This is a genomic window from Pseudomonas sp. P9_35 (assembly GCF_034008205.1).
Taxonomy (GTDB): Bacteria; Pseudomonadota; Gammaproteobacteria; order Pseudomonadales; family Pseudomonadaceae; genus Aquipseudomonas; species Aquipseudomonas kilonensis.
Window position 1 is genome coordinate 4,569,924 of the sequence record NZ_CP125373.1, and the last position, 21,496, is coordinate 4,591,419.

Consider the following 21,496-nt stretch of genomic DNA (forward strand, 5'->3'; position numbering starts at 1 on the left):
CCGCAACCGAGCAATGCCGGAGGCCAACATGAACCTCGATCCCAAGGTCAACTTCGCCGTGACGCCGCTGTTGCGCATCGCCTACGAAGAACACGGTCCCGCCAGCGGCGAGCCCGTCATCCTGCTGCACGGCTTTCCTTACGACCCCAGGGCTTTCGATGAAGTCGCACCAGCCCTGGCCGAGCGTGGATATTGGGTCATCGTGCCCTACCTGCGCGGCTACGGCCCGACCCGGTTCAACAACCCGGCCATCCTGCGCTCCGGCCAGCAAGCGGCACTGGCGCAGGACCTGCTGGACCTGATGCACGCACTCTCCATCCCCCAGGCCGCGCTGTGCGGCTACGACTGGGGCGGTCGGGCGGCGTGTATCGTCGCGGCGCTGTGGCCCGAGCGCGTTCGCTGCCTGGTGACTGGCGACGGCTACAACCTGCAGGACATTCCCCGTTCCACGCAGCCGCTGGACTCGGAAACCGAACATCGCCTGTGGTACCAGTACTATTTCCACACGGCGCGGGGCGTCGAGGGCCTGACCCGGAACCGACGTGAACTGTGTGAGTTGCTCTGGCGCCTGTGGTCACCGACCTGGAAACGTGGCGCCGAACGGTATCCCCTCAGTGCTGCGTCGTTCGACAACCCGGACTTCGTCGACGTGGTGATCCACTCCTACCGCCATCGCTTCATGTACGCACCGGGCGACCCGACGCTGGAGTGGATGGAGGAACGGCTGGCGGCACAACCGGCCATCAGCGTGCCGAGCATTTCCCTGTGCGGCGCCGACGACGGCGTGGGGCCAGCGCCGGAACATGATGAAGACGCCGAACATTTCACAGGTTTTTACGAGCGCCGCGTGCTGGCCGGTGTCGGCCACAACATCCCACAGGAAGCCCCCGAGGCCACGCTCAAGGCATTGCTGGATCTGCTTGAGGGCTGACGGCGAACCGCTCGCGATAGGCCTGTGGCGTTACCCCCATGGCCCGCAAAAAGCTGCGGCGCAAGGTTTCCTCACTGCCGAAGCCACATTGCACCGCCACCCGCTTGATCGACACAGCGGTGTCGGACAACAGGCGGCGAGCGGTTTCCACGCGAATCAACTCCACCGCCCGCGCCGGGGTCTGGCCGGTGTCGGCGCGGTAGTGCCGCACAAAGCTGCGTTCGCTCATGCCGACCTCGGCGGCCAGGCTCGACAGGCCCAGGTCACGGGTGAGGTTTTCAGCGATCCAGGCATGCAGGTCATCAAACCGACTGCCCTGCTTTTGCAGCGACAACGTCACGCTGAACTGCGATTGCCCGCCAGGCCGCTTGAGGAACACCACCAGGTGCCGGGCGACTTCCAGCGCCACCGCGCGGCCCAGGTCTTCCTCCACTAGCGCCAAGGCCAGGTCGATGCCGGCCGTGACCCCGGCCGAGGTCCAGACCGGACCGTCGTTGATGAAAATCGGGTTGGGTTCGACCCGCAACTGCGGATGCTGCTCGGCCAGTTGTTCGCAGCGGGTCCAGTGCGTCACCACGCGTCGCCCGTCCAGCCAACCGCTGGCGGCCAGCAGGAACGCCCCGGTGCACACCGACGCCACCCTTCGCGAACGCAGGCCGTGCTCCTTGACCCAGGCCACCAGCGCCGGATCCTTCGCCGCTTCGTACACGCCCCAGCCACCAGCGATCAACAGCGTGTCGCTGCCTTCGCTCGGCAGCGGCTCGGCTAACAGCGCCAACCCTGCCGAGGACATCACCGCCCCGCCCCCCACAGCGATGACTGTCGGCGTGTAGGGCAACGGCAGGCCTTGCTGGCGGGCCAGGTCGTTGGCTGAGGCAAACACCTGCAGGGGCCCGGTGACATCCAGCACTTGCACGTTGGCGAAGGCCAGTACATGAACGGTTTTCGGTGGGTTGGGCATATTGGCGTGATTCGTGGGTTTATTGGCGTATACGCCAGAGCCTACGGATCTAAAGTAAAACCGTCCACCCCTCGGGCATCATCCAAAGGAGCACGCGACATGACGCTGCAGATCGGTTTGCTGTTATTCCCCCAAGTCCAGCAGTTGGACCTGACCGGCCCTTATGACGTACTGGCCTCGTTGCCAGACGTGAAGGTCCACCTGATCTGGAAGGACCTGGCGCCGGTCACTGCCAGCACTGGGCTGGTGTTGCTACCCACCACCACGTTCGAGGACTGCCCGAAGCTCGACGTGATCTGCGTTCCCGGCGGGACCGGCGTCGGGCCCCTGATGGAAGACGAGCAGACGTTGGCCTTCATCAAGCGGCAGGCCGCCGAGGCGAAATACATCACGTCCGTGTGCACCGGTTCGCTGGTGCTCGGTGCGGCGGGCCTGTTGCAAGGCAAGCGCGCCACCACCCATTGGGCCTATCACAGCCTGCTGCAAACCTTGGGCGCGACACCGGTCAAGGATCGCGTGGTCCGCGATGGCAACCTGCTCACCGGTGGCGGCATCACGGCCGGGATCGATTTTGCCTTGACCCTGGCGGCCGAACTGTTCGACCAGGACACCGCCGAACTGGTCCAGCTGCAGCTCGAATACGCCCCTGCCCCGCCGTTCAACGCCGGCAGCCCCGACACCGCGCCGACGCGCGTCCTGGAAGAAGCCCACCGGCGTACCGCAGAGTCGTTCCGGGTGCGCTCGCAGATCGCTCAGCGAGCTGCGGCGCGGTTGGAGCGGGCGTAACGATAAGCCCCAGCCAGGCACTGCTGTGCTGTGCTGTGTTGTGCTGTGGGAGCAAAGCTTGCTCGCGAAACAGGCGCCTCTATTTCTGGAAAGACCGCATCGCCTCTATCGCGGGCAAGCCTTGCTCCCACACAGCTGGGCCTGCCACAGAGCTCAGGTTTCCCTCATGCGATACCACTCGCTCATGAGCGGTCTCCTGTCGGGTCAACTCGATTCAAAACGGGCTGGCAGTGGGGCGCACGATCAGTTCGCTGACGTCCACATCCGCTGGTTGTTCGATGGCGTAGGCGATCGCCCGGGCGATGGCTTCGGCCGGAATGGAGATCCTGCGGAACTCGCGCATTTCGGCACGACCACCTTCATCGGAAATGCTCTCGGCCAGTTCCGATTCGGTCACGCCGGGGGAAATCACCGTCACCCGAACATCACCCCCGACTTCCTGGCGCAAGCCCTCGGAAATCGCCCGCACAGCGTACTTGGTCGCGCAATACACGGCGGCAGTCGGGCTGACGGCGTAGGCACCGATGGACGCGATGTTGATGAACTGGCCGCTGCGCTGGCGCTGCATCAACGGCAGGCCGGCGGCGATACCGTGCAGCACACCACGGATGTTGACGTCGATCATGCGGTCCCACTCCTCGACTTTCAGCGCCTCGAGCTTGGAGAGCGGCATGACCCCGGCATTGTTGATGATCACGTCGACCCGACCGAATCGCTCGACAGCAAAGTCGATCAACTGCTGGACATCCTCGCGGCGGGTCACGTCCACCGCTTTGCAGACCGCCTGCTGGCCGGCGGTTTCGAGTTCCTGCACCAGTGTTTGCAGACGATCGATGCGCCGGGCGCCAAGCACGACACGGGCACCGCGAGCCGCGAGCAACCGCGCCGCCGCTTCACCAATCCCGCTGCTGGCGCCAGTGATGACCACTACTTTGTTTTGAATATCGGACATGATGGTTCCCTCGTCTGGATGTGTTGCCCCGGTGGGAGCGTTTTGACAGGTCCAGATTAGGGAACCGACCACGGCCTGGGTTAGCCGGATCCTCCTGCGCACTTGCACGATCCTGTGGCGATAAAACCGACTCTGGCCGACAGCCGCGCAATCGGCTTTACTAGCTCGGTCCACTCAATTTGGCCTGGGAGATTGATCGGCATGTCGGTATCCACGTCCATCCACATTGCGCCAGACGACGGCGTCAGCCAGCGCCGTGCCGAACTGGCGAGCCTGATGAAGCGCTTTGCACCGGAATACGGCGTTCACCCTACGGCCATCGAGGCCTTGCACCTGATCCGTAGCGACCAGCCGACCGAAGCCCTGCACACCGTGCACAAACCTGGTTTATGCGTGATTATCGAGGGGCGCAAGGAAGTGCGCCTGGCGGACGAATGCTACGTGTATGACCCGCTCAATTACCTGGTCGTCTCGGTGACCCTGCCGCTGGCCGGCCAGGTGATTGAAGCCAGCCCCGAGCGCCCCTACTTGTGCATCCGCCTCGACATCGACCCGGCACAGATCTGCCGCCTGATTGCCGACGCCAGCCCTATCGGCGTGCCGGCCGAAAGAGCCGGGCGCGGGCTATTCCTGGATCGCATTGATACGCCATTGCTCGACGCGCTGTTGCGCTTACTGCGGCTGTTGGACAGCCCGGACGATATCGCCACCCTCGCGCCGTTGGCCCAACAGGAGATTTTCTATCGGCTGCTGCGTGGCGCCCAAGGCCAGCGCTTGCACGAAATCGCCATTCCCGACACCCAGACCCATCGCATCAGCCGTGCCATCGAATGGCTCAATACCCATTACGCCGAACCGCTGAGCATCGACAGCCTGGCACAAATGATCAATCTCAGCCCTTCGGCGCTGCACCACCGCTTCAAAGCCGTGACCGCCATGAGCCCGCTGCAATACCAGAAACAACTGCGCTTGCAGGAAGCCCGACGGTTACTATTGGCGGAGAACAGCGACGTTTCGTCAATTGGCTACAAGATGGGGTATGAAAGCCCTTCGCAGTTCAGCCGTGAATACAGCCGTCTATTTGGCGCCTCCCCGAGCAAGGACATCGCTCGTTTGCGGGCCCAGGCGCTGCAAGCCAGTAGCGCCTGATCCTAGACTCTCGCTGCCGATGGTTCCGACCGCACCATGACCCGGCGCCTGGTATGATCAGGCCACTTTTTCGCAGACGAAAAAAAACCCGCCTAGGCGGGTTTTTTGAGGACCAATTTGACTCCCTGTCCGGCATTCCATGCCTGGTCCAATCATCCATGACCCCGAGCACTCCCTGTACCCAGTGGATGAACATAGATTAGGCCCATCGGTATCTGGGAAAAAGACGAGAAAGCAGCAACGACGTGTAAGCGTTTCGCTATAGGACCCTTTCAGATTTTTGCGGGCGAAAAAAAACCCGCCGAAGCGGGTTTTTCCAAGACCATTACGACTCCCTGTCGATAGCTTTCCTTGCAAGGTCGATCGTCCCTGATCCTGAGCACTTCCTGTGCTTCAGTGGATGAGTCCAGATTACGCCTCGGATCCAAAACGAAATAGACGACATAGCTACCATCTCGTGTAAGACATTCGCTATACCGCCCTTCCGAAAACCCTTAGCCCCTCAGCAGTCCCCGTCAAGACTTGCTCAGGAAGGCTTCAATATTGGCCATCTGCTCGTCCCAGCCACGACTGTCCATGCGAAAAGCCTTGAGCCGGCGAGCCTCGGGAATGTTGTTGAAACCCGACTCCACGACTTTGAGCAAGGTACCGCCATCCATGTCTTCAAGTTCGAATAGCACCCGGGTTTCGGACTCTTGAGAGTAATCCACCTGCGGCTCGACAGCGTAAGGATGCCAGCGAAACGAGAACACCCGCTCAGGCTCCACCCGCTCCACCGCTACGTCCCAGATGAGATGCTCGTAACCTGGATAAGTGATTTGCCCCTGGGTACGCTCCCCTGCCACAAACCGTTTCCCCTCAAGGGCGACACCGAACCATTGGCCGAAAGCTTCGGCATTGGCCAGGGCTCGCCAGACATGAGAGCGCGGAGCCTTGAGCAGGATCTTTCTTTCAATGCGGTCGGATGAATGCATGGGTCACCTCCTGTGTTTCAACAGTAGGCTTGTAAGACCACAAGGCCAACCAGAAAGTTGTATCAGGATCGCCTTCTTTAAAACTGCATGGAGCGATGTAAACTCACCCGGCGTTTTCAACCCCCTCGAGGAGAGACCGAACATGTCCCTGCGCTTGCTTCTGACCCTGATGCCGCTGCTTTTCGTCACTGTTGCCCAGGCCGACGACTGCGCCGACGCCACCACTCAAGGCGAAATGAACCAATGCGCAGCCAAAGAAAACAAGGCCGCCGACAACGAGCTGAACAGCTTGTACAAGCAGATCACAGCACGCCTGAAGGACAACCCGCAGGCCAAGCAGATGCTGGTCAAGGCGCAGCGTGCCTGGATAGGTTTCCGTGATGCCGAATGCAATTTCTCCGCCTCCGGGGTCGAGGGCGGTAGCGTCTACCCGCTGATCTACAGCAACTGCATCACCGCCCAGACTAAAGCCCGGGTCGAGGCATTCAAGACCTATCTCAAGTGCAAGGAAGGGGATCTGAGCTGCCCAGTACCCGAGGCTTAAGGGCCCGGATGCAAAAAAGGATGACCTCTACAGGTCATCCTTTTTTTGGCCAAAGCTTTTTATTGCGGACAAAAACAAAACCCCTACCTGCATCAGCAGATAGGGGTTTCGGAATTTAATCTTGACGATGACCTACTCTCACATGGGGAAACCCCACACTACCATCGGCGATGCATCGTTTCACTGCTGAGTTCGGGATGGGATCAGGTGGTTCCAATGCTCTATGGTCGTCAAGAAATTCGGGTACTGAGTCGCGGCCATTTGGCCTCGCTTCAGCAAATTGGGTATGTGATAGTTTCGGTGTTTTGTGAGATTCGAACTTTCGGTTCGTTTCGTCTTCACACACCGCAATCTGGCCTCTTTCGAGTTCACAAATTGCTTGGGTGTTATATGGTCAAGCCTCACGGGCAATTAGTACAGGTTAGCTCAACGCCTCACAGCGCTTACACACCCTGCCTATCAACGTCGTAGTCTTCGACGGCCCTTCAGGGGACTCAAGGTCCCAGTGAGATCTCATCTTGAGGCAAGTTTCCCGCTTAGATGCTTTCAGCGGTTATCTTTTCCGAACATAGCTACCCGGCAATGCCACTGGCGTGACAACCGGAACACCAGAGGTTCGTCCACTCCGGTCCTCTCGTACTAGGAGCAGCCCCTCTCAAATCTCAAACGTCCACGGCAGATAGGGACCGAACTGTCTCACGACGTTCTAAACCCAGCTCGCGTACCACTTTAAATGGCGAACAGCCATACCCTTGGGACCGGCTTCAGCCCCAGGATGTGATGAGCCGACATCGAGGTGCCAAACACCGCCGTCGATATGAACTCTTGGGCGGTATCAGCCTGTTATCCCCGGAGTACCTTTTATCCGTTGAGCGATGGCCCTTCCATACAGAACCACCGGATCACTAAGACCTACTTTCGTACCTGCTCGACGTGTCTGTCTCGCAGTCAAGCGCGCTTTTGCCTTTATACTCTACGACCGATTTCCGACCGGTCTGAGCGCACCTTCGTACTCCTCCGTTACTCTTTAGGAGGAGACCGCCCCAGTCAAACTACCCACCATACACTGTCCTCGATCCGGATAACGGACCTGAGTTAGAACCTCAAAGTTGCCAGGGTGGTATTTCAAGGATGGCTCCACGCGAACTGGCGTCCACGCTTCAAAGCCTCCCACCTATCCTACACAAGCAAATTCAAAGTCCAGTGCAAAGCTATAGTAAAGGTTCACGGGGTCTTTCCGTCTAGCCGCGGATACACTGCATCTTCACAGCGATTTCAATTTCACTGAGTCTCGGGTGGAGACAGCGCCGCCATCGTTACGCCATTCGTGCAGGTCGGAACTTACCCGACAAGGAATTTCGCTACCTTAGGACCGTTATAGTTACGGCCGCCGTTTACCGGGGCTTCGATCAAGAGCTTCGCGTTAGCTAACCCCATCAATTAACCTTCCGGCACCGGGCAGGCGTCACACCCTATACGTCCACTTTCGTGTTTGCAGAGTGCTGTGTTTTTAATAAACAGTCGCAGCGGCCTGGTATCTTCGACCGGCGTGGGCTTACGCAGCAAGTGCTTCACCCTCACCGGCGCACCTTCTCCCGAAGTTACGGTGCCATTTTGCCTAGTTCCTTCACCCGAGTTCTCTCAAGCGCCTTGGTATTCTCTACCCAACCACCTGTGTCGGTTTGGGGTACGGTTCCTGGTTACCTGAAGCTTAGAAGCTTTTCTTGGAAGCATGGCATCAACCACTTCGTCACCCAAAGGGTAACTCGTCATCAGCTCTCGGCCTTAGAATCCCGGATTTACCTAAGATTCCAGCCTACCACCTTAAACTTGGACAACCAACGCCAAGCTGGCCTAGCCTTCTCCGTCCCTCCATCGCAATAACCAGAAGTACAGGAATATTAACCTGTTTTCCATCGACTACGCTTTTCAGCCTCGCCTTAGGGACCGACTAACCCTGCGTCGATTAACGTTGCGCAGGAAACCTTGGTCTTTCGGCGTGGGTGTTTTTCACACCCATTGTCGTTACTCATGTCAGCATTCGCACTTCTGATACCTCCAGCAAGCTTCTCAACTCACCTTCACAGGCTTACAGAACGCTCCTCTACCGCATCACTTACGTGATACCCGTAGCTTCGGTGTATGGTTTGAGCCCCGTTACATCTTCCGCGCAGGCCGACTCGACTAGTGAGCTATTACGCTTTCTTTAAAGGGTGGCTGCTTCTAAGCCAACCTCCTAGCTGTCTAAGCCTTCCCACATCGTTTCCCACTTAACCATAACTTTGGGACCTTAGCTGACGGTCTGGGTTGTTTCCCTTTTCACGACGGACGTTAGCACCCGCCGTGTGTCTCCCATGCTCGGCACTTGTAGGTATTCGGAGTTTGCATCGGTTTGGTAAGTCGGGATGACCCCCTAGCCGAAACAGTGCTCTACCCCCTACAGTGATACATGAGGCGCTACCTAAATAGCTTTCGAGGAGAACCAGCTATCTCCGAGCTTGATTAGCCTTTCACTCCGATCCACAGGTCATCCGCTAACTTTTCAACGGTAGTCGGTTCGGTCCTCCAGTTAGTGTTACCCAACCTTCAACCTGCCCATGGATAGATCGCCCGGTTTCGGGTCTATTCCCAGCGACTAGACGCCCTATTAAGACTCGCTTTCGCTACGCCTCCCCTATTCGGTTAAGCTCGCCACTGAAAATAAGTCGCTGACCCATTATACAAAAGGTACGCAGTCACCCAACAAAGTGGGCTCCCACTGCTTGTACGCATACGGTTTCAGGATCTATTTCACTCCCCTCTCCGGGGTTCTTTTCGCCTTTCCCTCACGGTACTAGTTCACTATCGGTCAGTCAGTAGTATTTAGCCTTGGAGGATGGTCCCCCCATATTCAGACAAAGTTTCTCGTGCTCCGTCCTACTCGATTTCACTTCTAAGATCCTTTCGCGTACAGGGCTATCACCCACTATGGCCGCACTTTCCAGAGCGTTCCGCTAAAATCAAAGAAGCTTAAGGGCTAGTCCCCGTTCGCTCGCCACTACTAAGGGAATCTCGGTTGATTTCTTTTCCTCAGGGTACTTAGATGTTTCAGTTCCCCTGGTTCGCCTCTTGCACCTATGTATTCAGTACAAGATAACCATCTTATGATGGCTGGGTTCCCCCATTCAGACATCTCCGGATCAAAGTCTGTTTGCCGACTCCCCGAAGCTTTTCGCAGGCTACCACGTCTTTCATCGCCTCTGACTGCCAAGGCATCCACCGTATGCGCTTCTTCACTTGACCATATAACCCCAAGCAATCTGGTTATACTGTGAAGACGACATTCGCCGAAAATTCGATCTTGCTCATGAGAGCAACTCACAAATTTTACCTTAGCCTGATCCGTTACCAGTGAAAGTAACGTTCAGTCTATCTTTCTATCACATACCCAAATTTTTAAAGAACGAACTAGTCAAAGACTAGAAATCAACATTCACCATCGTACTGATGGAATGCTCATTTCTAAGCTTTATACAATCGAAGCAGTAGTGGTGGAGCCAAGCGGGATCGAACCGCTGACCTCCTGCGTGCAAGGCAGGCGCTCTCCCAGCTGAGCTATGGCCCCGTATTTCTACAGGCGTTTCCCACACAAAATTGGTGGGTCTGGGCAGATTCGAACTGCCGACCTCACCCTTATCAGGGGTGCGCTCTAACCAACTGAGCTACAGACCCAATTTCGGGCTGCTTCTTTCGTCTTCTTCAATGAATCAAGCAATTCGTGTGGGAGCTCATGAAGCAGCTGCGGTCGTCGATTAAGGAGGTGATCCAGCCGCAGGTTCCCCTACGGCTACCTTGTTACGACTTCACCCCAGTCATGAATCACACCGTGGTAACCGTCCCCCCGAAGGTTAGACTAGCTACTTCTGGTGCAACCCACTCCCATGGTGTGACGGGCGGTGTGTACAAGGCCCGGGAACGTATTCACCGCGACATTCTGATTCGCGATTACTAGCGATTCCGACTTCACGCAGTCGAGTTGCAGACTGCGATCCGGACTACGATCGGTTTTGTGGGATTAGCTCCACCTCGCGGCTTGGCAACCCTCTGTACCGACCATTGTAGCACGTGTGTAGCCCAGGCCGTAAGGGCCATGATGACTTGACGTCATCCCCACCTTCCTCCGGTTTGTCACCGGCAGTCTCCTTAGAGTGCCCACCATTACGTGCTGGTAACTAAGGACAAGGGTTGCGCTCGTTACGGGACTTAACCCAACATCTCACGACACGAGCTGACGACAGCCATGCAGCACCTGTCTCAATGTTCCCGAAGGCACCAATCCATCTCTGGAAAGTTCATTGGATGTCAAGGCCTGGTAAGGTTCTTCGCGTTGCTTCGAATTAAACCACATGCTCCACCGCTTGTGCGGGCCCCCGTCAATTCATTTGAGTTTTAACCTTGCGGCCGTACTCCCCAGGCGGTCAACTTAATGCGTTAGCTGCGCCACTAAGAGCTCAAGGCTCCCAACGGCTAGTTGACATCGTTTACGGCGTGGACTACCAGGGTATCTAATCCTGTTTGCTCCCCACGCTTTCGCACCTCAGTGTCAGTATCAGTCCAGGTGGTCGCCTTCGCCACTGGTGTTCCTTCCTATATCTACGCATTTCACCGCTACACAGGAAATTCCACCACCCTCTACCATACTCTAGCTCGACAGTTTTGAATGCAGTTCCCAGGTTGAGCCCGGGGATTTCACATCCAACTTAACGAACCACCTACGCGCGCTTTACGCCCAGTAATTCCGATTAACGCTTGCACCCTCTGTATTACCGCGGCTGCTGGCACAGAGTTAGCCGGTGCTTATTCTGTCGGTAACGTCAAAACACTAACGTATTAGGTTAATGCCCTTCCTCCCAACTTAAAGTGCTTTACAATCCGAAGACCTTCTTCACACACGCGGCATGGCTGGATCAGGCTTTCGCCCATTGTCCAATATTCCCCACTGCTGCCTCCCGTAGGAGTCTGGACCGTGTCTCAGTTCCAGTGTGACTGATCATCCTCTCAGACCAGTTACGGATCGTCGCCTTGGTGAGCCATTACCCCACCAACTAGCTAATCCGACCTAGGCTCATCTGATAGCGCAAGGCCCGAAGGTCCCCTGCTTTCTCCCGTAGGACGTATGCGGTATTAGCGTCCGTTTCCGAGCGTTATCCCCCACTACCAGGCAGATTCCTAGGCATTACTCACCCGTCCGCCGCTCTCAAGAGATGCAAGCACCTCTCTACCGCTCGACTTGCATGTGTTAGGCCTGCCGCCAGCGTTCAATCTGAGCCATGATCAAACTCTTCAGTTCAAACATCTTTGGGTTTTGAGAAAACCCTAAACTTGGCTCAGCAATCGTTGGTTACATCTTTGATTTCTCGCGGAGTAACTTGTGATGCTGATAATCTGTTGACTAGCAGTCTGACTCCACAAGCACCCACACGAATTGCTTGATTCAGTTGTTAAAGAGCGGCTGGCTGAGTCTTTCGTCTCAACCGAGGCGCGCATTCTACAGCGCCCCGTGTATCTGTCAAGCGGTTATTTTCAGAAGTTTTCAAAGTTTCCTTTGCAACTTCAACCACTTGCGCTTCCGATCTCTCGTTAGCGGGAGGCGAATTCTACAGCGTTACTCGCTGCTGTCAACACCTCTTTTTCACCGCTTTCGACCGAGAAGATCGAACCGCCGATAGAGCCAAACAACACCGCTCTACCTGCTCCTTCCGGGCTTCGATGAACTGAAGCCCAACACCTTCGAAACTTACTTAACTCATTGAATCTCAAGGAGTTTTCCGTTTCGACTGCGCCGGAAGTGGGGCGAATTATAGACTTCCAGAATCTGCCGTCAACCCTTAATTTGATTTTTCTATCTATAATCCGAAACCACACTTAAATCTGCCCGGTATATAGACGGAATCGTCGCACATGCGCAATATACTGCTCAATGCAGCCTCCCCCGCCTTTATTCTGGACGACACTTCGTAATGACACCCCCTCCACATCGCAGCCTGGCCTCCACCCTGTATCCGGTTGCCCTGCTATTAATAGCCATGGCCTCCATCCAATCGGGAGCCTCCCTCGCCAAAAGCATGTTCCCGGTAGTGGGCGCACAGGGCACAACGACGCTGCGACTCATTTTTGCCAGCCTCATCATGCTGTTATTGCTACGTCCCTGGCGCGCCAAGCTCACCGCCCAATCCCTGCGCACCGTGATCGTTTATGGAATGGCACTGGGCGGCATGAACTTTCTCTTCTATATGTCGGTTCGTACCGTTCCACTGGGCATTGCCGTGGCACTGGAGTTCACCGGGCCCCTGGCAGTTGCCATTTACGCCTCACGCCGGGCAATCGACTTTCTCTGGATCGCCCTGGCAGTCGCTGGCCTGCTTCTGCTTATACCGACCGGAGCGACCAATGCCGGTATTGACCTGCTTGGAGCCGGCTATGCGCTGGGCGCAGGTGTTTGCTGGGCGTTGTACATCCTGTTTGGCCAGAAGGCTGGCGCGGACAATGGTGTGCAAACCGCCGCATTAGGGGTGATGATCGCCGCCCTGTTCGTCGCACCGATTGGGATCGTGCACGCAGGCGCCGCACTGCTCACACCGAGCCTGATTCCAATCGCCATCGGCGTCGCCATTCTGTCTACGGCCCTGCCCTATACCCTGGAAATGATCTCCCTGACCCGAATGCCAGCCCGCACTTTCGGCACTCTGATGAGCGTCGAACCGGCAGTCGCGGCCCTGTCGGGGCTGGTCTTTCTCCAGGAGTACCTGTCCTTGGCCCAATGGCTAGCCATTACCTGCATTATCCTCGCGTCGGTCGGCGCAACGATGACCATGGCCAACACCGCAAAGCCTGCCGTCGCGGCAGATTGAAGCAGGATTTAACGAAGGTCTGGTATTTGCCACGCATTTAGGCCATGTTTAGACCGCTAACCCAATGTCAGACATGGATTTTTCATACAGGACGTCATGAACGCTTCAAGCAAGAGCGAACACAATCGTACGTGGACACAAGATCCACGACGGTTATAAGGATGGGAATGAAACGAATTTTGATACTGATCGCCGTACTTGCAGTAGCGGGCTGTGCGGCAACATCGAAAACTGAAGTCAAGCGCGGTAAAAAAGGCCTGCACATCAATTGCTCCGGCCTGTCCTCATCCTGGGATCAGTGCGCCGCCAGCGCTGCCAACTCATGTGCTCCCAAGGGTTACAAGGTCATTGCCAAGTCCGGCGATGCCGTCGAGGAACCCGGGGATTATCCCTTCGGGCTCAACCCCGCTGGCTATACCAGCCGCAGCATGATCGTCATCTGTAAATAGGCCATGTCAGTCGAGCCCTTGCTCGGCCATTCGGCGCCTGATCTCCTCATGACTGGACTTGAGGACGTCACGCTGGACCTGCGGCGTGACCAGCATCCGCGCAACGACCAATGCTCCCACGCATTGAGACAGGATGGCCCAGGCCAGACTGTCGCTTCCCAATATCCGCGCCCAGCTTTCGTGCAAACGACATATCCATGTTTGCGCCGCCTCCCTCACCTCGACATCCGATCGCGCGATCTCGGCACCCAGTACTGGCAACGCACACCCTGCTTCGGGCTGCTCAACGTGGCCCATGCTCAAGTACTGCTTGAGGCAGCGCTCCAGCTTCATTGAGTCCATGGCACCGTCGCCACTCAGACGATCCAGGCTTTGGGCCAACTCCCGCTCAACAATGGCCTTGAAAAGCTCATCCTTCGATGAGAAGTGGCTATAAAACGCACCGCCGCTCAACCCGATCGCTTTCATCAAGCCATCGACACCGACCGTGGAGAAACCCGACTTCTTGGCAGAGACGGCACTGCTGGCGAGCAGCTTCTCGCGGGTTTCCATTTTGTGATTGGCTGAATATCGCATGGTCCTGCCCCTGATTGCTCACCTTGACGCTTGCCGGATCTTAGCATAACGTCCGTTCAGTTAACGATCGTTTACCAATGAGGCTGACCATGAATAACAAGAAGGTCGTACTGGTTGTTGGCGCAGGCGATGCCACGGGTGGCGCGATTGCCAGACGCTTTGCACAGGAAGGCTTTGTTGCCTGCGTTACCCGCCGTAGCGCCGACAAGCTCGCGCCACTGGTGGATGGAATCCGCGCCCAAGGCGGCGAAGCCCACGGGTTTGCCTGTGATGCGCGTAAAGAAGACGACGTGATCGCACTCATCGAACAAATCGAGAACCAGATCGGCCCGATCGAAGCCTTTGTGTTCAACATCGGCGCCAACGTCCCCTGCAGCATCCTCGAAGAAACCGCACGCAAGTATTTCAAGATCTGGGAAATGGCCTGTTTCTCAGGCTTTCTCAATGCACGGGAAGTGGCCAAGCGCATGGTCAAGCGCCAGCGCGGGACGATTCTGTTCACCGGGGCAACGGCGGGATTGCGCGGCGCTTCGGGGTTTGCCGCATTCGCGGGCGCCAAACATGGCATCCGGGCACTGGCCCAGAGCATGGCCCGTGAGTTGGGGCCGCTGAATATTCATGTGGCCCATGTGGTGGTGGACGGCGCCATCGACACCGACTTCATCCGCGATAATTTCCCGGAAAAATATGCCACCAAGGATCAGGACGGCATCCTGAACCCTGAACACATCGCCGACAATTACTGGTACCTGCACAGCCAACCCCGCGACGCCTGGACCTTCGAACTGGACCTGCGGCCCTGGAGCGAACGCTGGTAAACCCTCCCCTCACAACAACAAGAGAGCAGATCCCATGAGCAAATCGGTGGAGTTTTACTTCGATTTCGGCAGCCCGACCACGTACCTGGCCTACACCCAGTTGCCGACGCTGTGCGCGCAGACCAACAGCCAGTTGATCTATCGTCCGATATTATTGGGCGGCGTCTTCAAGGCAACCGGCAATGCATCACCGGCGACAGTGCCGGCCAAGAACCCTTACCTGTTCAAGGATCTGAATCGCTTCGCCAAGCGCTACGGGGTCGCCTTCAAGTTCAATCCACACTTTCCCATCAATACACTGCAACTGATGCGCGCGGTGACTGGCATGCAGTTGCGCCAACCTGAACGCTTCGAGGCCTTCGTCGATTGCCTGTTCCGCGCCTTTTGGGTGGATGGCCGCAACCTCAATGACCCGACGACTGTCGCAGCGGTCCTGAACGAGGGCGGTTTCGATGCCGTCTATGTGCTGGCCTTGACGAACGACGAGCAGGTCAAGCAAGCACTCAAGACCACCACTGAAGAAGCCGTCGCACGGGGCGTGTTCGGCGCCCCGAGCATGTTTGTCGGCAACGAGTTGTTCTTCGGCCAGGATCGGTTGGACTTCGTCCGTGAAGCCCTCGCCTGACCCTCTACTTCAAATCGCCATCGTTCGCGTGTTGAGCCACTGCAGTGCGTCACCGTCCAGCAACGGGCTCAAGCGACGCTGAACCTCGGCGTGGTAGGCGTTGAACCAGTCTTTTTCGTCCTGGGTCAGCAGCGAAGGTTCCAGGCAGCGGGTGTCGATCGGGCACAGGGTCAGGGTTTCGAACTCAAGGAACTCGCCGAACTCGCTGCTTCCTGCTTCACGGTTCAACACCAGGTTCTCGATGCGCACACCCCAGCGACCGGGACGATAAGTGCCCGGCTCGATGGAGGTGATCATGCCAGCCTGCATCGCCGTTTGCGGCGCGGCAGCGGCTTGATAGGCAATCACCTGCGGGCCTTCGTGGACATTGAGGAAATAGCCGACGCCATGGCCGGTGCCGTGGCCGTAATCCACCTGCTCCGCCCAGATCGGTGCACGGGCGATAGCATCCAGCAACGGCGAAAGGATGCCCCGCGGGAATTTGGCCCGGGACAGGGCAATCACGCCCTTGAGCACGCGTGTGCAATCACGTTTCTGCTCAGCAGTGGGTGTGCCAACCGGCACCATGCGAGTGATGTCGGTGGTGCCTCCCAAGTACTGGCCGCCGGAATCGATCAGCAACAGACCATCACCTTCGATGACCGCATGGGCTTCTTCCGTGGCGTGGTAATGAGGCATCGCGCCGTTGGCGTTAAAGGCGGCGATGGTGTTGAAACTCAGGGAGACGAAGTCCGGCCGGCGCGTGCGGGCGGCGGTCAGGTGCTCGTCGATGGTCAACTCGGTGATGCGCTCGCGCCCCCAGCCCCCTTCCAGCCAGGCGAAGAACTCACAGAGCGCCGCGCCATCCTGCTCCATGGCCCGACGGATGTGTTCGGCATCGGCCAGGCTTTTGCGGGACTTGGCCAGCGTCGTTGGATTGAGACCTTCGACCAGCTTCACGCCGCTGCCCAGGTTATCCAGCAAGCCGACCGTCACCCGCGCCGGATCGATCTGCAGGCTTGCGCCGTCCGGCACTTCACGCAATGCGGCATCGGCTTCGCTGTAATCGCGCAGGGCCACGCCATCCTGTTCAAGAACGGCACGCAGCGCTGCGTCAACCTTGTCCAGGGCCACGAACAGCGTTGCCTGTTGCTGGCTGATCAAGGCGAAGGAGACGAACACGGGGTTGAACGACACATCCGCGCCGCGCAGGTTGAACAACCAGGCGATGTCATCCAGCGTGGCGATGAAATGCCAGTCGGCACCACGCTCCTTGAGGGATTCGCGCAGCTTGGCGAGTTTCTCGACCCGGCTGACGGTCGCCTGGGGAGGCAAATGGGCATAGACCGGCTGATCCGGCAAGCTTGGGCGATCGCTCCAGACCGCCTTGAGCAGATCGATGTCGGTGCGCAACCGTGCGCCGCGTTCCGCAAGCTTGCCGCCCAGGGTGCGGGCCGATGCCACGGCCATGACCGCACCGTCAACGGCGACCACTCCACCCTCAGGCGTTTGTTCCGCCAGCCAGTCCAGAGGCCCAGGCTGGCCGGGAATGAGCTTGACCAGCTCGATACCACTGCCCTCCAGCTCCTTGGTGGCCTGCTCCCAATAACGGCTATCGGCCCAGACGCCAGCGAAACTGCCGGTCACGATCAAGGTACCCACCGAGCCGTGGAACCCCGACAGCCATTGCCGCCCCTGCCAATAGCCCGGCAGGTATTCGGACAGATGCGGGTCGGCCGATGGCACCAGCAGCGCATGAATGCCCTCTCGGCTCATCAGTTGGCGGATTTGGGCCAGGCGCTGGGGAACCAGTCCATGGGACAAGGGCTCGGTGCTCATTGTTTCTCCTGCTCATTGATATTGTTGTTCGATGCCGAAGACGGCTTATGGGGTCGTGGCCCAGAACGCCGGCGCTGTCGCGCACGCCGCCTGGATCAGCCGCACCGCCTCGTCGATATCCTGTTCGGTGGTAAAACGGCCCAGGCTCAAGCGAATGGTCCGCCCGGCCGCGCGCGCATCGTGCCCCAGGGCCAGCAGCACGTGGGACGGGCTGTTCTGCGCCGAATTGCAGGCCGAGGTGGCGGAAAATGCAATCGATGCGCCCAACGTCGCCGGGTTGAACTCACCTTCGTTGAAGGTCAGGCTCAGCGTGTGGGGAATCCGACGGCTCGCACTGCCGTTTATACGCACACCGGGCAAGGCCAGCAGCGGCTCAAGCAAACGATTGCGCAACCGGGCGATTTTTGCGAGTTCTTCGTCGAATGCCTCGGCTGCGAGTTCGAATGCGGCGCCCATGGCTGCGATCTGGTGGGTCGCCAGGGTCCCGGAGCGCAAACCGCCTTCATGCCCACCGCCGTGAATCTGCGCCGACAACCGTGGCCGGGCACGGTCGCCGACGTAGAGCGCACCGATGCCCTTGGGGCCGTAGATCTTATGCGCGGAAAAAGACATCAGGTCCACCGGCCAACGAGACAGGTCGATCTGCACCTTGCCGGCGCCCTGGGCCGCGTCCACATGAAACAGCGCACCGTGCTCGCGCACGATCTCGCCGATGGCGATGACATCGTTGACGGTGCCCAACTCATTGTTCACCAGCATCAGCGACACCAGGAACGTGTCTTCGCGCAGCGCCTCGCGAACCGCTTGCGGACTGATCAGGCCCTCGGCGTCCGGCGCCAGCCAGGTCACCGCGACGCCGCTCTCTTCAAGCTGGCGCGCCGTGTCGAGAATCGCCTTGTGTTCGATCAGACTGGTGATGACATGGCCGGCGGAACCACCGCGCGCCTGGGCCACCCCTTTGAGGGCCAGGTTATTGGATTCGGTAGCGCCGGACGTCCAGACGATCTGTTCGGGCTGAGCCCCGACCAGTTGCGCCACCTGCTGGCGGGCGCGCTCTACCGAGCGCCGGGCTTCCTGGCCAAAGGCATGGGAACTGGAAGCCGGGTTGCCAAAGTTGCCGTCAAAGCCCAGACACTCGACCATGACCCGGATGACCCGCTCATCCACCGGCGTGGTGGCGGCGTAGTCGAAATACAAAGGACGTTTTTTCATAGGAAACTCGCAGAGCCTGCTCCGGGATCAGGCGCCCTCGTTGGGTTCGAGACTAGCAATACCTGATCAAAGACCTTAAAGAAGTCGGACTTCGTTTAAAAGTGCGTAGGAACGCTCCTGAACAGCGAGCTTAGCAGGCATCGCGGCGAAGCTCAGCCCTCAACTGATGCTTTCGAGCAACAACGGATACAGCGAAGCGACCAACAGCAGCGCCATGCCCCAGTTGAACACGCGTAGCCAGCGACGATCACGCAACAGGTTGCGCAACAGGCTGCCGCACACCACCCACAGGCTCACGCTTGGCAGGTTGATCAGGGCAAACACCGCCGCAATCACCAACACGTTGAAGAAATAACCCTGGAGTGGCGTGTACGTACTGATGGCACCGATGGCCATGATCCAGGCCTTGGGATTGACCCATTGGAACGCCGCTGCGCCCCAGTAGCTGATCGGCGTATTGTCTCCCGGCTGGTTTTCCGAAACCGGACCGGAGTGGGCGATTTTCCACGCCAAGTACAACAGGTACGCCGCGCCGATGTAGCGCAGCGCGGTATAGAGCAGTGGATAAGTCTGGAACACCGCGCCCAGGCCAAGGCCCACCGCCAGCACCAGGGAAAAGAAGCCGCAGGTAATACCCAGCATGTGAGGAATGGTGCGGTTGAAACCGAAATTGACACCCGAGGCCAACAACATGGTGTTGTTAGGGCCAGGCGTGATCGAGGTCACCAGGGCAAACAGGGCGAAGCCCAGCAGCAGGTCAAACGAAAGGGTCATGTCAGGTCAGTCCATCAGGGCAGGTCAGTCAAGTCATGACCCTACCCCACGCCTTGGCGCAAACCCACGGACAGTTGGGCAAAACTTTAAGCGGTACAGTCCCTCAGCTTGACCGGCCTGGCTGTTGCACGACCCGCTCGGCACTCATCTGGCCCTGATCGTCGAAACCCACGTTTTTCTGCGACGAACCAAGCAGCTCGGCTTTTTTCGCGTGGTACTCATCGAACGAGAGGCCGCGGCGATTCAAGGCCTCAAGAGCCAGTTCGCGGGTCTCGTCGGCGGTGTAGGGGCGCAGCTCCGGGGAAGAACTGGCGCAACCACCCAGGAGGGTGGCGGTCAACAGCAGCAAAACAGCAAAGGTACGGTTCATGGCAAGTGTCCGGTGTACTGGAGTTGGGCGATGAACAAAGGCTACCCGCCAGCCCTGCGCGGCAGAAATCAACCCTCTCAATAGTGGCTATTGCCTTTGCGGATCAGCCGCTGCACTCAGTCGACCAACTGGCAATGCAGCGCGTTGTCCGGGCTGCGCTCGATGTTGCGCAGCACTTGGAACGAGCCGAACGTCACGGCTTTGGCTCGATGAGCCTGGATCAGCCGCCAGAAATCCTGCTCGCCACTTTCGAAGCTTTGAAGCGCCGCCTCGCCTGCCTCGCGGGTTTGCCACTGCAAATAGTTGAGCACCCGCCGACCATCCTCGCTGGCCTGGATACTGGCACTCAGGAACCCCTGGTGATCCCGAGCCAGGCGCTCGGTTTGTTCCGACAAGGCGGTTACCAGCGCCTGCTGCCATTGCGGTTCGATATCGAATTCCATCAACTGGGTGAAGCTGCGATTGTTCCTTGGTAATTGCATGAAAGGTCCCCTCTGCACGTAAGGCGGATCTTGCGACCCGAACGCGTGCAGGGTAAAACCTCAAGTTAACTTTAGGTCAAGCAGTGAATTGAAGCGATGACGCAGATCGAAATCCACAAGGAACTCACCGTCGGCCAAGTGGCCGCCCGCAGCGGCGTGGCGGTCACGGCCCTGCACTTCTATGAATCCAAGGGGCTGATCAAAAGCACGCGCAACCAGGGCAACCAACGTCGCTATTCACGGGCAGTATTGCGCCGCGTGGGGCTGATCAAGGTTGCCCAGCGCCTGGGCATTCCCTTGGCGGAAATCGGCGAGGCCTTGAAAAACCTGCCGGACGACCGTGCGCCAACGGCCGCCGACTGGCAGACCTTGTCGGCGCAGTGGAGCCGGGACCTGGACGAGCGCATCAACCAATTGGTGGCGCTGCGTGATCGACTCAACGGCTGCATCGGCTGCGGATGCCTGTCGATGGAGGCTTGCCCGCTGCGCAATCAGGGCGACGTGCTGGGAAAACACGGGCCAGGGGCTCACCTGTTGGAGCAGCCGTGAAGCGTTCGTCGGGACATGAGCCCGTCCACGGCGGCTGGCCTATAGTGGATGGGCGCAAAACCGACGAAGACTCTCTTCGCCTCCCATAACAACAAGGAGAACCGTCATGGGCGTCAAAGCCATTCCCGAAGGTTTCCATAACATCACGCCCTACCTGGGCATTCAAAAAGCTGCCGAAGCCATCGACTTCTACAAAAAAGCCTTCAATGCCACCGAGGTCATGCGCCTGGCCATGCCCGACGGCGGCATCGGGCATGCCGAACTGCGGATCAACGGATTTCCGATCATGCTCGGCACGCCTTGCGACCAAGGCCCGCTGAGCAATCCGGACAAATCGCCATCGGTCGGCCTGCATTTATATGTCGAGGACGTGGACAGCGCATTTACCCAGGCCATTGCTGCCGGTGGCACAGTGATTTCAGAGGTCAAGGACCAGTTTTACGGCGATCGTACCGGCACCTTGAAAGATCCCTATGGGCATCTGTGGTTCCTGGCGACGCACAAGGAAGATCTGAGCCAGGAACAGATCGAGCAACGGGCCAGGGAGATGTTCCAACAGCAAGGCTGATTTGCCCTTGCTCCCGCAGGGTTTCGCCCCGTCGGAGCTGTGTAGGAGCTGTGTAGGAGCTGTCGAGT

Annotated in this window: 19 protein-coding genes, 2 tRNA genes and 3 rRNA genes; 10 read left to right on the forward strand and 14 right to left on the reverse strand. The window is 58.3% G+C overall.

The window, feature by feature from the left end:
* Positions 1-28: 28 nt before the first annotated feature.
* The gene (locus QMK47_RS19955; RefSeq protein WP_258688894.1) at positions 29-931 is read left to right on the forward strand and encodes an alpha/beta fold hydrolase; all 903 of its coding nucleotides are present in this window, start codon (positions 29-31) and stop codon (positions 929-931) included.
* Here QMK47_RS19955 and QMK47_RS19960 read toward each other — a convergent pair.
* Positions 900-1,892 (reverse strand): GlxA family transcriptional regulator, encoded by a 993-nt coding sequence (locus QMK47_RS19960; RefSeq protein WP_230153680.1) that lies wholly within the window; start codon positions 1,890-1,892, stop codon positions 900-902. The two genes, QMK47_RS19955 and QMK47_RS19960, sit on opposite strands and share 32 nt — an antisense overlap.
* Positions 1,893-1,991: 99 nt before the next feature.
* Between QMK47_RS19960 and inhA the strand changes: the two genes are divergently transcribed.
* Entirely contained in the window at positions 1,992-2,678 is a 687-nt protein-coding gene (gene inhA, locus QMK47_RS19965; protein ID WP_024616043.1) for an isonitrile hydratase, read from the forward strand.
* A 214-nt stretch (positions 2,679-2,892) separates the two neighbouring features.
* On the opposite strand, the gene QMK47_RS19970 is transcribed toward inhA, so the two are convergent.
* Positions 2,893-3,630 carry an SDR family oxidoreductase gene (locus QMK47_RS19970; protein WP_320389206.1) on the reverse strand — a complete coding sequence of 246 codons (738 nt, stop codon included), beginning with the start codon at positions 3,628-3,630 and terminating at the stop codon, positions 2,893-2,895.
* A gap of 201 nt (positions 3,631-3,831) precedes the next feature.
* On the opposite strand from QMK47_RS19970, the gene QMK47_RS19975 reads away from it, so the two are divergent.
* Positions 3,832-4,779, forward strand: coding sequence for an AraC family transcriptional regulator (locus QMK47_RS19975; RefSeq protein ID WP_320389207.1), 948 nt, complete (start codon positions 3,832-3,834; stop codon positions 4,777-4,779).
* Positions 4,780-5,294: 515 nt separating this feature from the next.
* Here QMK47_RS19975 and QMK47_RS19980 read toward each other — a convergent pair.
* The gene (locus QMK47_RS19980; RefSeq protein WP_003204010.1) at positions 5,295-5,753 is read right to left on the reverse strand and encodes an SRPBCC family protein; all 459 of its coding nucleotides are present in this window, start codon (positions 5,751-5,753) and stop codon (positions 5,295-5,297) included.
* A 142-nt stretch (positions 5,754-5,895) separates the two neighbouring features.
* Here QMK47_RS19980 and QMK47_RS19985 point away from each other — a divergent pair, with 142 nt between their 5' ends.
* Positions 5,896-6,297 (forward strand): lysozyme inhibitor LprI family protein, encoded by a 402-nt coding sequence (locus QMK47_RS19985; protein ID WP_320389208.1) that lies wholly within the window; start codon positions 5,896-5,898, stop codon positions 6,295-6,297.
* Positions 6,298-6,416: 119 nt separating this feature from the next.
* Here QMK47_RS19985 and rrf read toward each other — a convergent pair.
* The 5 genes from rrf to QMK47_RS20010 all read right to left on the reverse strand — a co-directional run bounded on the left by rrf (position 6,417) and on the right by QMK47_RS20010 (position 11,626).
* Positions 6,417-6,532 (reverse strand): 5S ribosomal RNA (gene rrf / locus QMK47_RS19990).
* Between the two features lie 155 nt (positions 6,533-6,687).
* Positions 6,688-9,579 (reverse strand): 23S ribosomal RNA (locus QMK47_RS19995).
* A gap of 246 nt (positions 9,580-9,825) precedes the next feature.
* Positions 9,826-9,901: transfer RNA gene (locus QMK47_RS20000), tRNA-Ala, on the reverse strand.
* Between the two features lie 30 nt (positions 9,902-9,931).
* Positions 9,932-10,008 (reverse strand) — tRNA-Ile (locus tag QMK47_RS20005).
* A gap of 81 nt (positions 10,009-10,089) precedes the next feature.
* A 16S ribosomal RNA gene (locus QMK47_RS20010) occupies positions 10,090-11,626 on the reverse strand.
* Together the 16S, 23S and 5S rRNA genes with 2 tRNA genes alongside form the textbook arrangement of a ribosomal RNA operon.
* Before the next feature lie 670 nt (positions 11,627-12,296).
* Here QMK47_RS20010 and rhtA point away from each other — a divergent pair.
* Both rhtA and QMK47_RS20020 read left to right on the forward strand, forming a co-directional pair.
* Positions 12,297-13,187: a threonine/homoserine exporter RhtA gene (gene rhtA / locus QMK47_RS20015; RefSeq protein ID WP_024619799.1), complete on the forward strand. Its 891-nt coding sequence runs from the start codon at positions 12,297-12,299 to the stop codon at positions 13,185-13,187.
* 167 nt (positions 13,188-13,354) lie between these two features.
* The gene (locus tag QMK47_RS20020; protein ID WP_014337379.1) at positions 13,355-13,636 is read left to right on the forward strand and encodes a hypothetical protein; all 282 of its coding nucleotides are present in this window, start codon (positions 13,355-13,357) and stop codon (positions 13,634-13,636) included.
* A gap of 6 nt (positions 13,637-13,642) precedes the next feature.
* Here the strand turns inward: QMK47_RS20020 and QMK47_RS20025 are convergent, their stop codons facing one another.
* Positions 13,643-14,212 carry a TetR/AcrR family transcriptional regulator gene (locus QMK47_RS20025; protein WP_320389209.1) on the reverse strand — a complete coding sequence of 190 codons (570 nt, stop codon included), beginning with the start codon at positions 14,210-14,212 and terminating at the stop codon, positions 13,643-13,645.
* An 89-nt stretch (positions 14,213-14,301) separates the two neighbouring features.
* On the opposite strand from QMK47_RS20025, the gene QMK47_RS20030 reads away from it, so the two are divergent.
* Together QMK47_RS20030 and QMK47_RS20035 are read left to right on the forward strand one after the other, a co-directional pair.
* Positions 14,302-15,030, forward strand: coding sequence for an SDR family oxidoreductase (locus QMK47_RS20030; protein ID WP_253476678.1), 729 nt, complete (start codon positions 14,302-14,304; stop codon positions 15,028-15,030).
* 34 nt (positions 15,031-15,064) lie between these two features.
* Positions 15,065-15,655 carry a 2-hydroxychromene-2-carboxylate isomerase gene (locus QMK47_RS20035; RefSeq protein WP_253476680.1) on the forward strand — a complete coding sequence of 197 codons (591 nt, stop codon included), beginning with the start codon at positions 15,065-15,067 and terminating at the stop codon, positions 15,653-15,655.
* 9 nt (positions 15,656-15,664) lie between these two features.
* Here the strand turns inward: QMK47_RS20035 and QMK47_RS20040 are convergent, their stop codons facing one another.
* From QMK47_RS20040 to QMK47_RS20060, 5 genes are all read right to left on the reverse strand, one after another.
* Positions 15,665-17,473 (reverse strand): aminopeptidase P family protein, encoded by a 1,809-nt coding sequence (locus QMK47_RS20040; protein WP_320389210.1) that lies wholly within the window; start codon positions 17,471-17,473, stop codon positions 15,665-15,667.
* A gap of 45 nt (positions 17,474-17,518) precedes the next feature.
* Entirely contained in the window at positions 17,519-18,685 is a 1,167-nt protein-coding gene (locus QMK47_RS20045) for a cysteine desulfurase family protein (RefSeq protein WP_214509796.1), read from the reverse strand.
* Positions 18,686-18,844: 159 nt separating this feature from the next.
* Entirely contained in the window at positions 18,845-19,459 is a 615-nt protein-coding gene (locus QMK47_RS20050) for a LysE family translocator (protein WP_253476686.1), read from the reverse strand.
* A gap of 103 nt (positions 19,460-19,562) precedes the next feature.
* On the reverse strand, positions 19,563-19,829 hold the full coding sequence (locus tag QMK47_RS20055) for a hypothetical protein (RefSeq protein WP_018600280.1): 267 nt from the start codon (positions 19,827-19,829) through the stop codon (positions 19,563-19,565).
* A gap of 116 nt (positions 19,830-19,945) precedes the next feature.
* The gene (locus tag QMK47_RS20060) at positions 19,946-20,311 is read right to left on the reverse strand and encodes an antibiotic biosynthesis monooxygenase (protein ID WP_253476687.1); all 366 of its coding nucleotides are present in this window, start codon (positions 20,309-20,311) and stop codon (positions 19,946-19,948) included.
* A 96-nt stretch (positions 20,312-20,407) separates the two neighbouring features.
* Here QMK47_RS20060 and soxR point away from each other — a divergent pair, with 96 nt between their 5' ends.
* Both soxR and QMK47_RS20070 read left to right on the forward strand, forming a co-directional pair.
* Positions 20,408-20,860 carry a redox-sensitive transcriptional activator SoxR gene (gene soxR, locus QMK47_RS20065; RefSeq protein ID WP_320389211.1) on the forward strand — a complete coding sequence of 151 codons (453 nt, stop codon included), beginning with the start codon at positions 20,408-20,410 and terminating at the stop codon, positions 20,858-20,860.
* A 106-nt stretch (positions 20,861-20,966) separates the two neighbouring features.
* Positions 20,967-21,428 (forward strand): VOC family protein, encoded by a 462-nt coding sequence (locus tag QMK47_RS20070; protein ID WP_258688906.1) that lies wholly within the window; start codon positions 20,967-20,969, stop codon positions 21,426-21,428.
* Positions 21,429-21,496: the final 68 nt, after the last annotated feature.

Coding starts and splice junctions, on each gene's coding strand:
- QMK47_RS20030 (WP_253476678.1), top strand. CDS start 14,302: ATGAATAACAAGAAGGTCGTACTGGTTGTTGGCGCAGGCGATGCCACG.
- soxR (WP_320389211.1), top strand. CDS start 20,408: ATGACGCAGATCGAAATCCACAAGGAACTCACCGTCGGCCAAGTGGCC.
- QMK47_RS19955 (WP_258688894.1), top strand. CDS start 29: ATGAACCTCGATCCCAAGGTCAACTTCGCCGTGACGCCGCTGTTGCGC.
- QMK47_RS19985 (WP_320389208.1), top strand. CDS start 5,896: ATGTCCCTGCGCTTGCTTCTGACCCTGATGCCGCTGCTTTTCGTCACT.
- QMK47_RS20045 (WP_214509796.1), bottom strand. CDS start 18,685: ATGAAAAAACGTCCTTTGTATTTCGACTACGCCGCCACCACGCCGGTG.
- QMK47_RS20070 (WP_258688906.1), top strand. CDS start 20,967: ATGGGCGTCAAAGCCATTCCCGAAGGTTTCCATAACATCACGCCCTAC.
- QMK47_RS20040 (WP_320389210.1), bottom strand. CDS start 17,473: ATGAGCACCGAGCCCTTGTCCCATGGACTGGTTCCCCAGCGCCTGGCC.
- QMK47_RS19960 (WP_230153680.1), bottom strand. CDS start 1,892: ATGCCCAACCCACCGAAAACCGTTCATGTACTGGCCTTCGCCAACGTG.
- QMK47_RS19975 (WP_320389207.1), top strand. CDS start 3,832: ATGTCGGTATCCACGTCCATCCACATTGCGCCAGACGACGGCGTCAGC.
- QMK47_RS20025 (WP_320389209.1), bottom strand. CDS start 14,212: ATGCGATATTCAGCCAATCACAAAATGGAAACCCGCGAGAAGCTGCTC.
- QMK47_RS20060 (WP_253476687.1), bottom strand. CDS start 20,311: ATGCAATTACCAAGGAACAATCGCAGCTTCACCCAGTTGATGGAATTC.
- QMK47_RS20035 (WP_253476680.1), top strand. CDS start 15,065: ATGAGCAAATCGGTGGAGTTTTACTTCGATTTCGGCAGCCCGACCACG.
- inhA (WP_024616043.1), top strand. CDS start 1,992: ATGACGCTGCAGATCGGTTTGCTGTTATTCCCCCAAGTCCAGCAGTTG.
- rhtA (WP_024619799.1), top strand. CDS start 12,297: ATGACACCCCCTCCACATCGCAGCCTGGCCTCCACCCTGTATCCGGTT.
- QMK47_RS19970 (WP_320389206.1), bottom strand. CDS start 3,630: ATGTCCGATATTCAAAACAAAGTAGTGGTCATCACTGGCGCCAGCAGC.
- QMK47_RS19980 (WP_003204010.1), bottom strand. CDS start 5,753: ATGCATTCATCCGACCGCATTGAAAGAAAGATCCTGCTCAAGGCTCCG.
- QMK47_RS20020 (WP_014337379.1), top strand. CDS start 13,355: ATGAAACGAATTTTGATACTGATCGCCGTACTTGCAGTAGCGGGCTGT.
- QMK47_RS20050 (WP_253476686.1), bottom strand. CDS start 19,459: ATGACCCTTTCGTTTGACCTGCTGCTGGGCTTCGCCCTGTTTGCCCTG.
- QMK47_RS20055 (WP_018600280.1), bottom strand. CDS start 19,829: ATGAACCGTACCTTTGCTGTTTTGCTGCTGTTGACCGCCACCCTCCTG.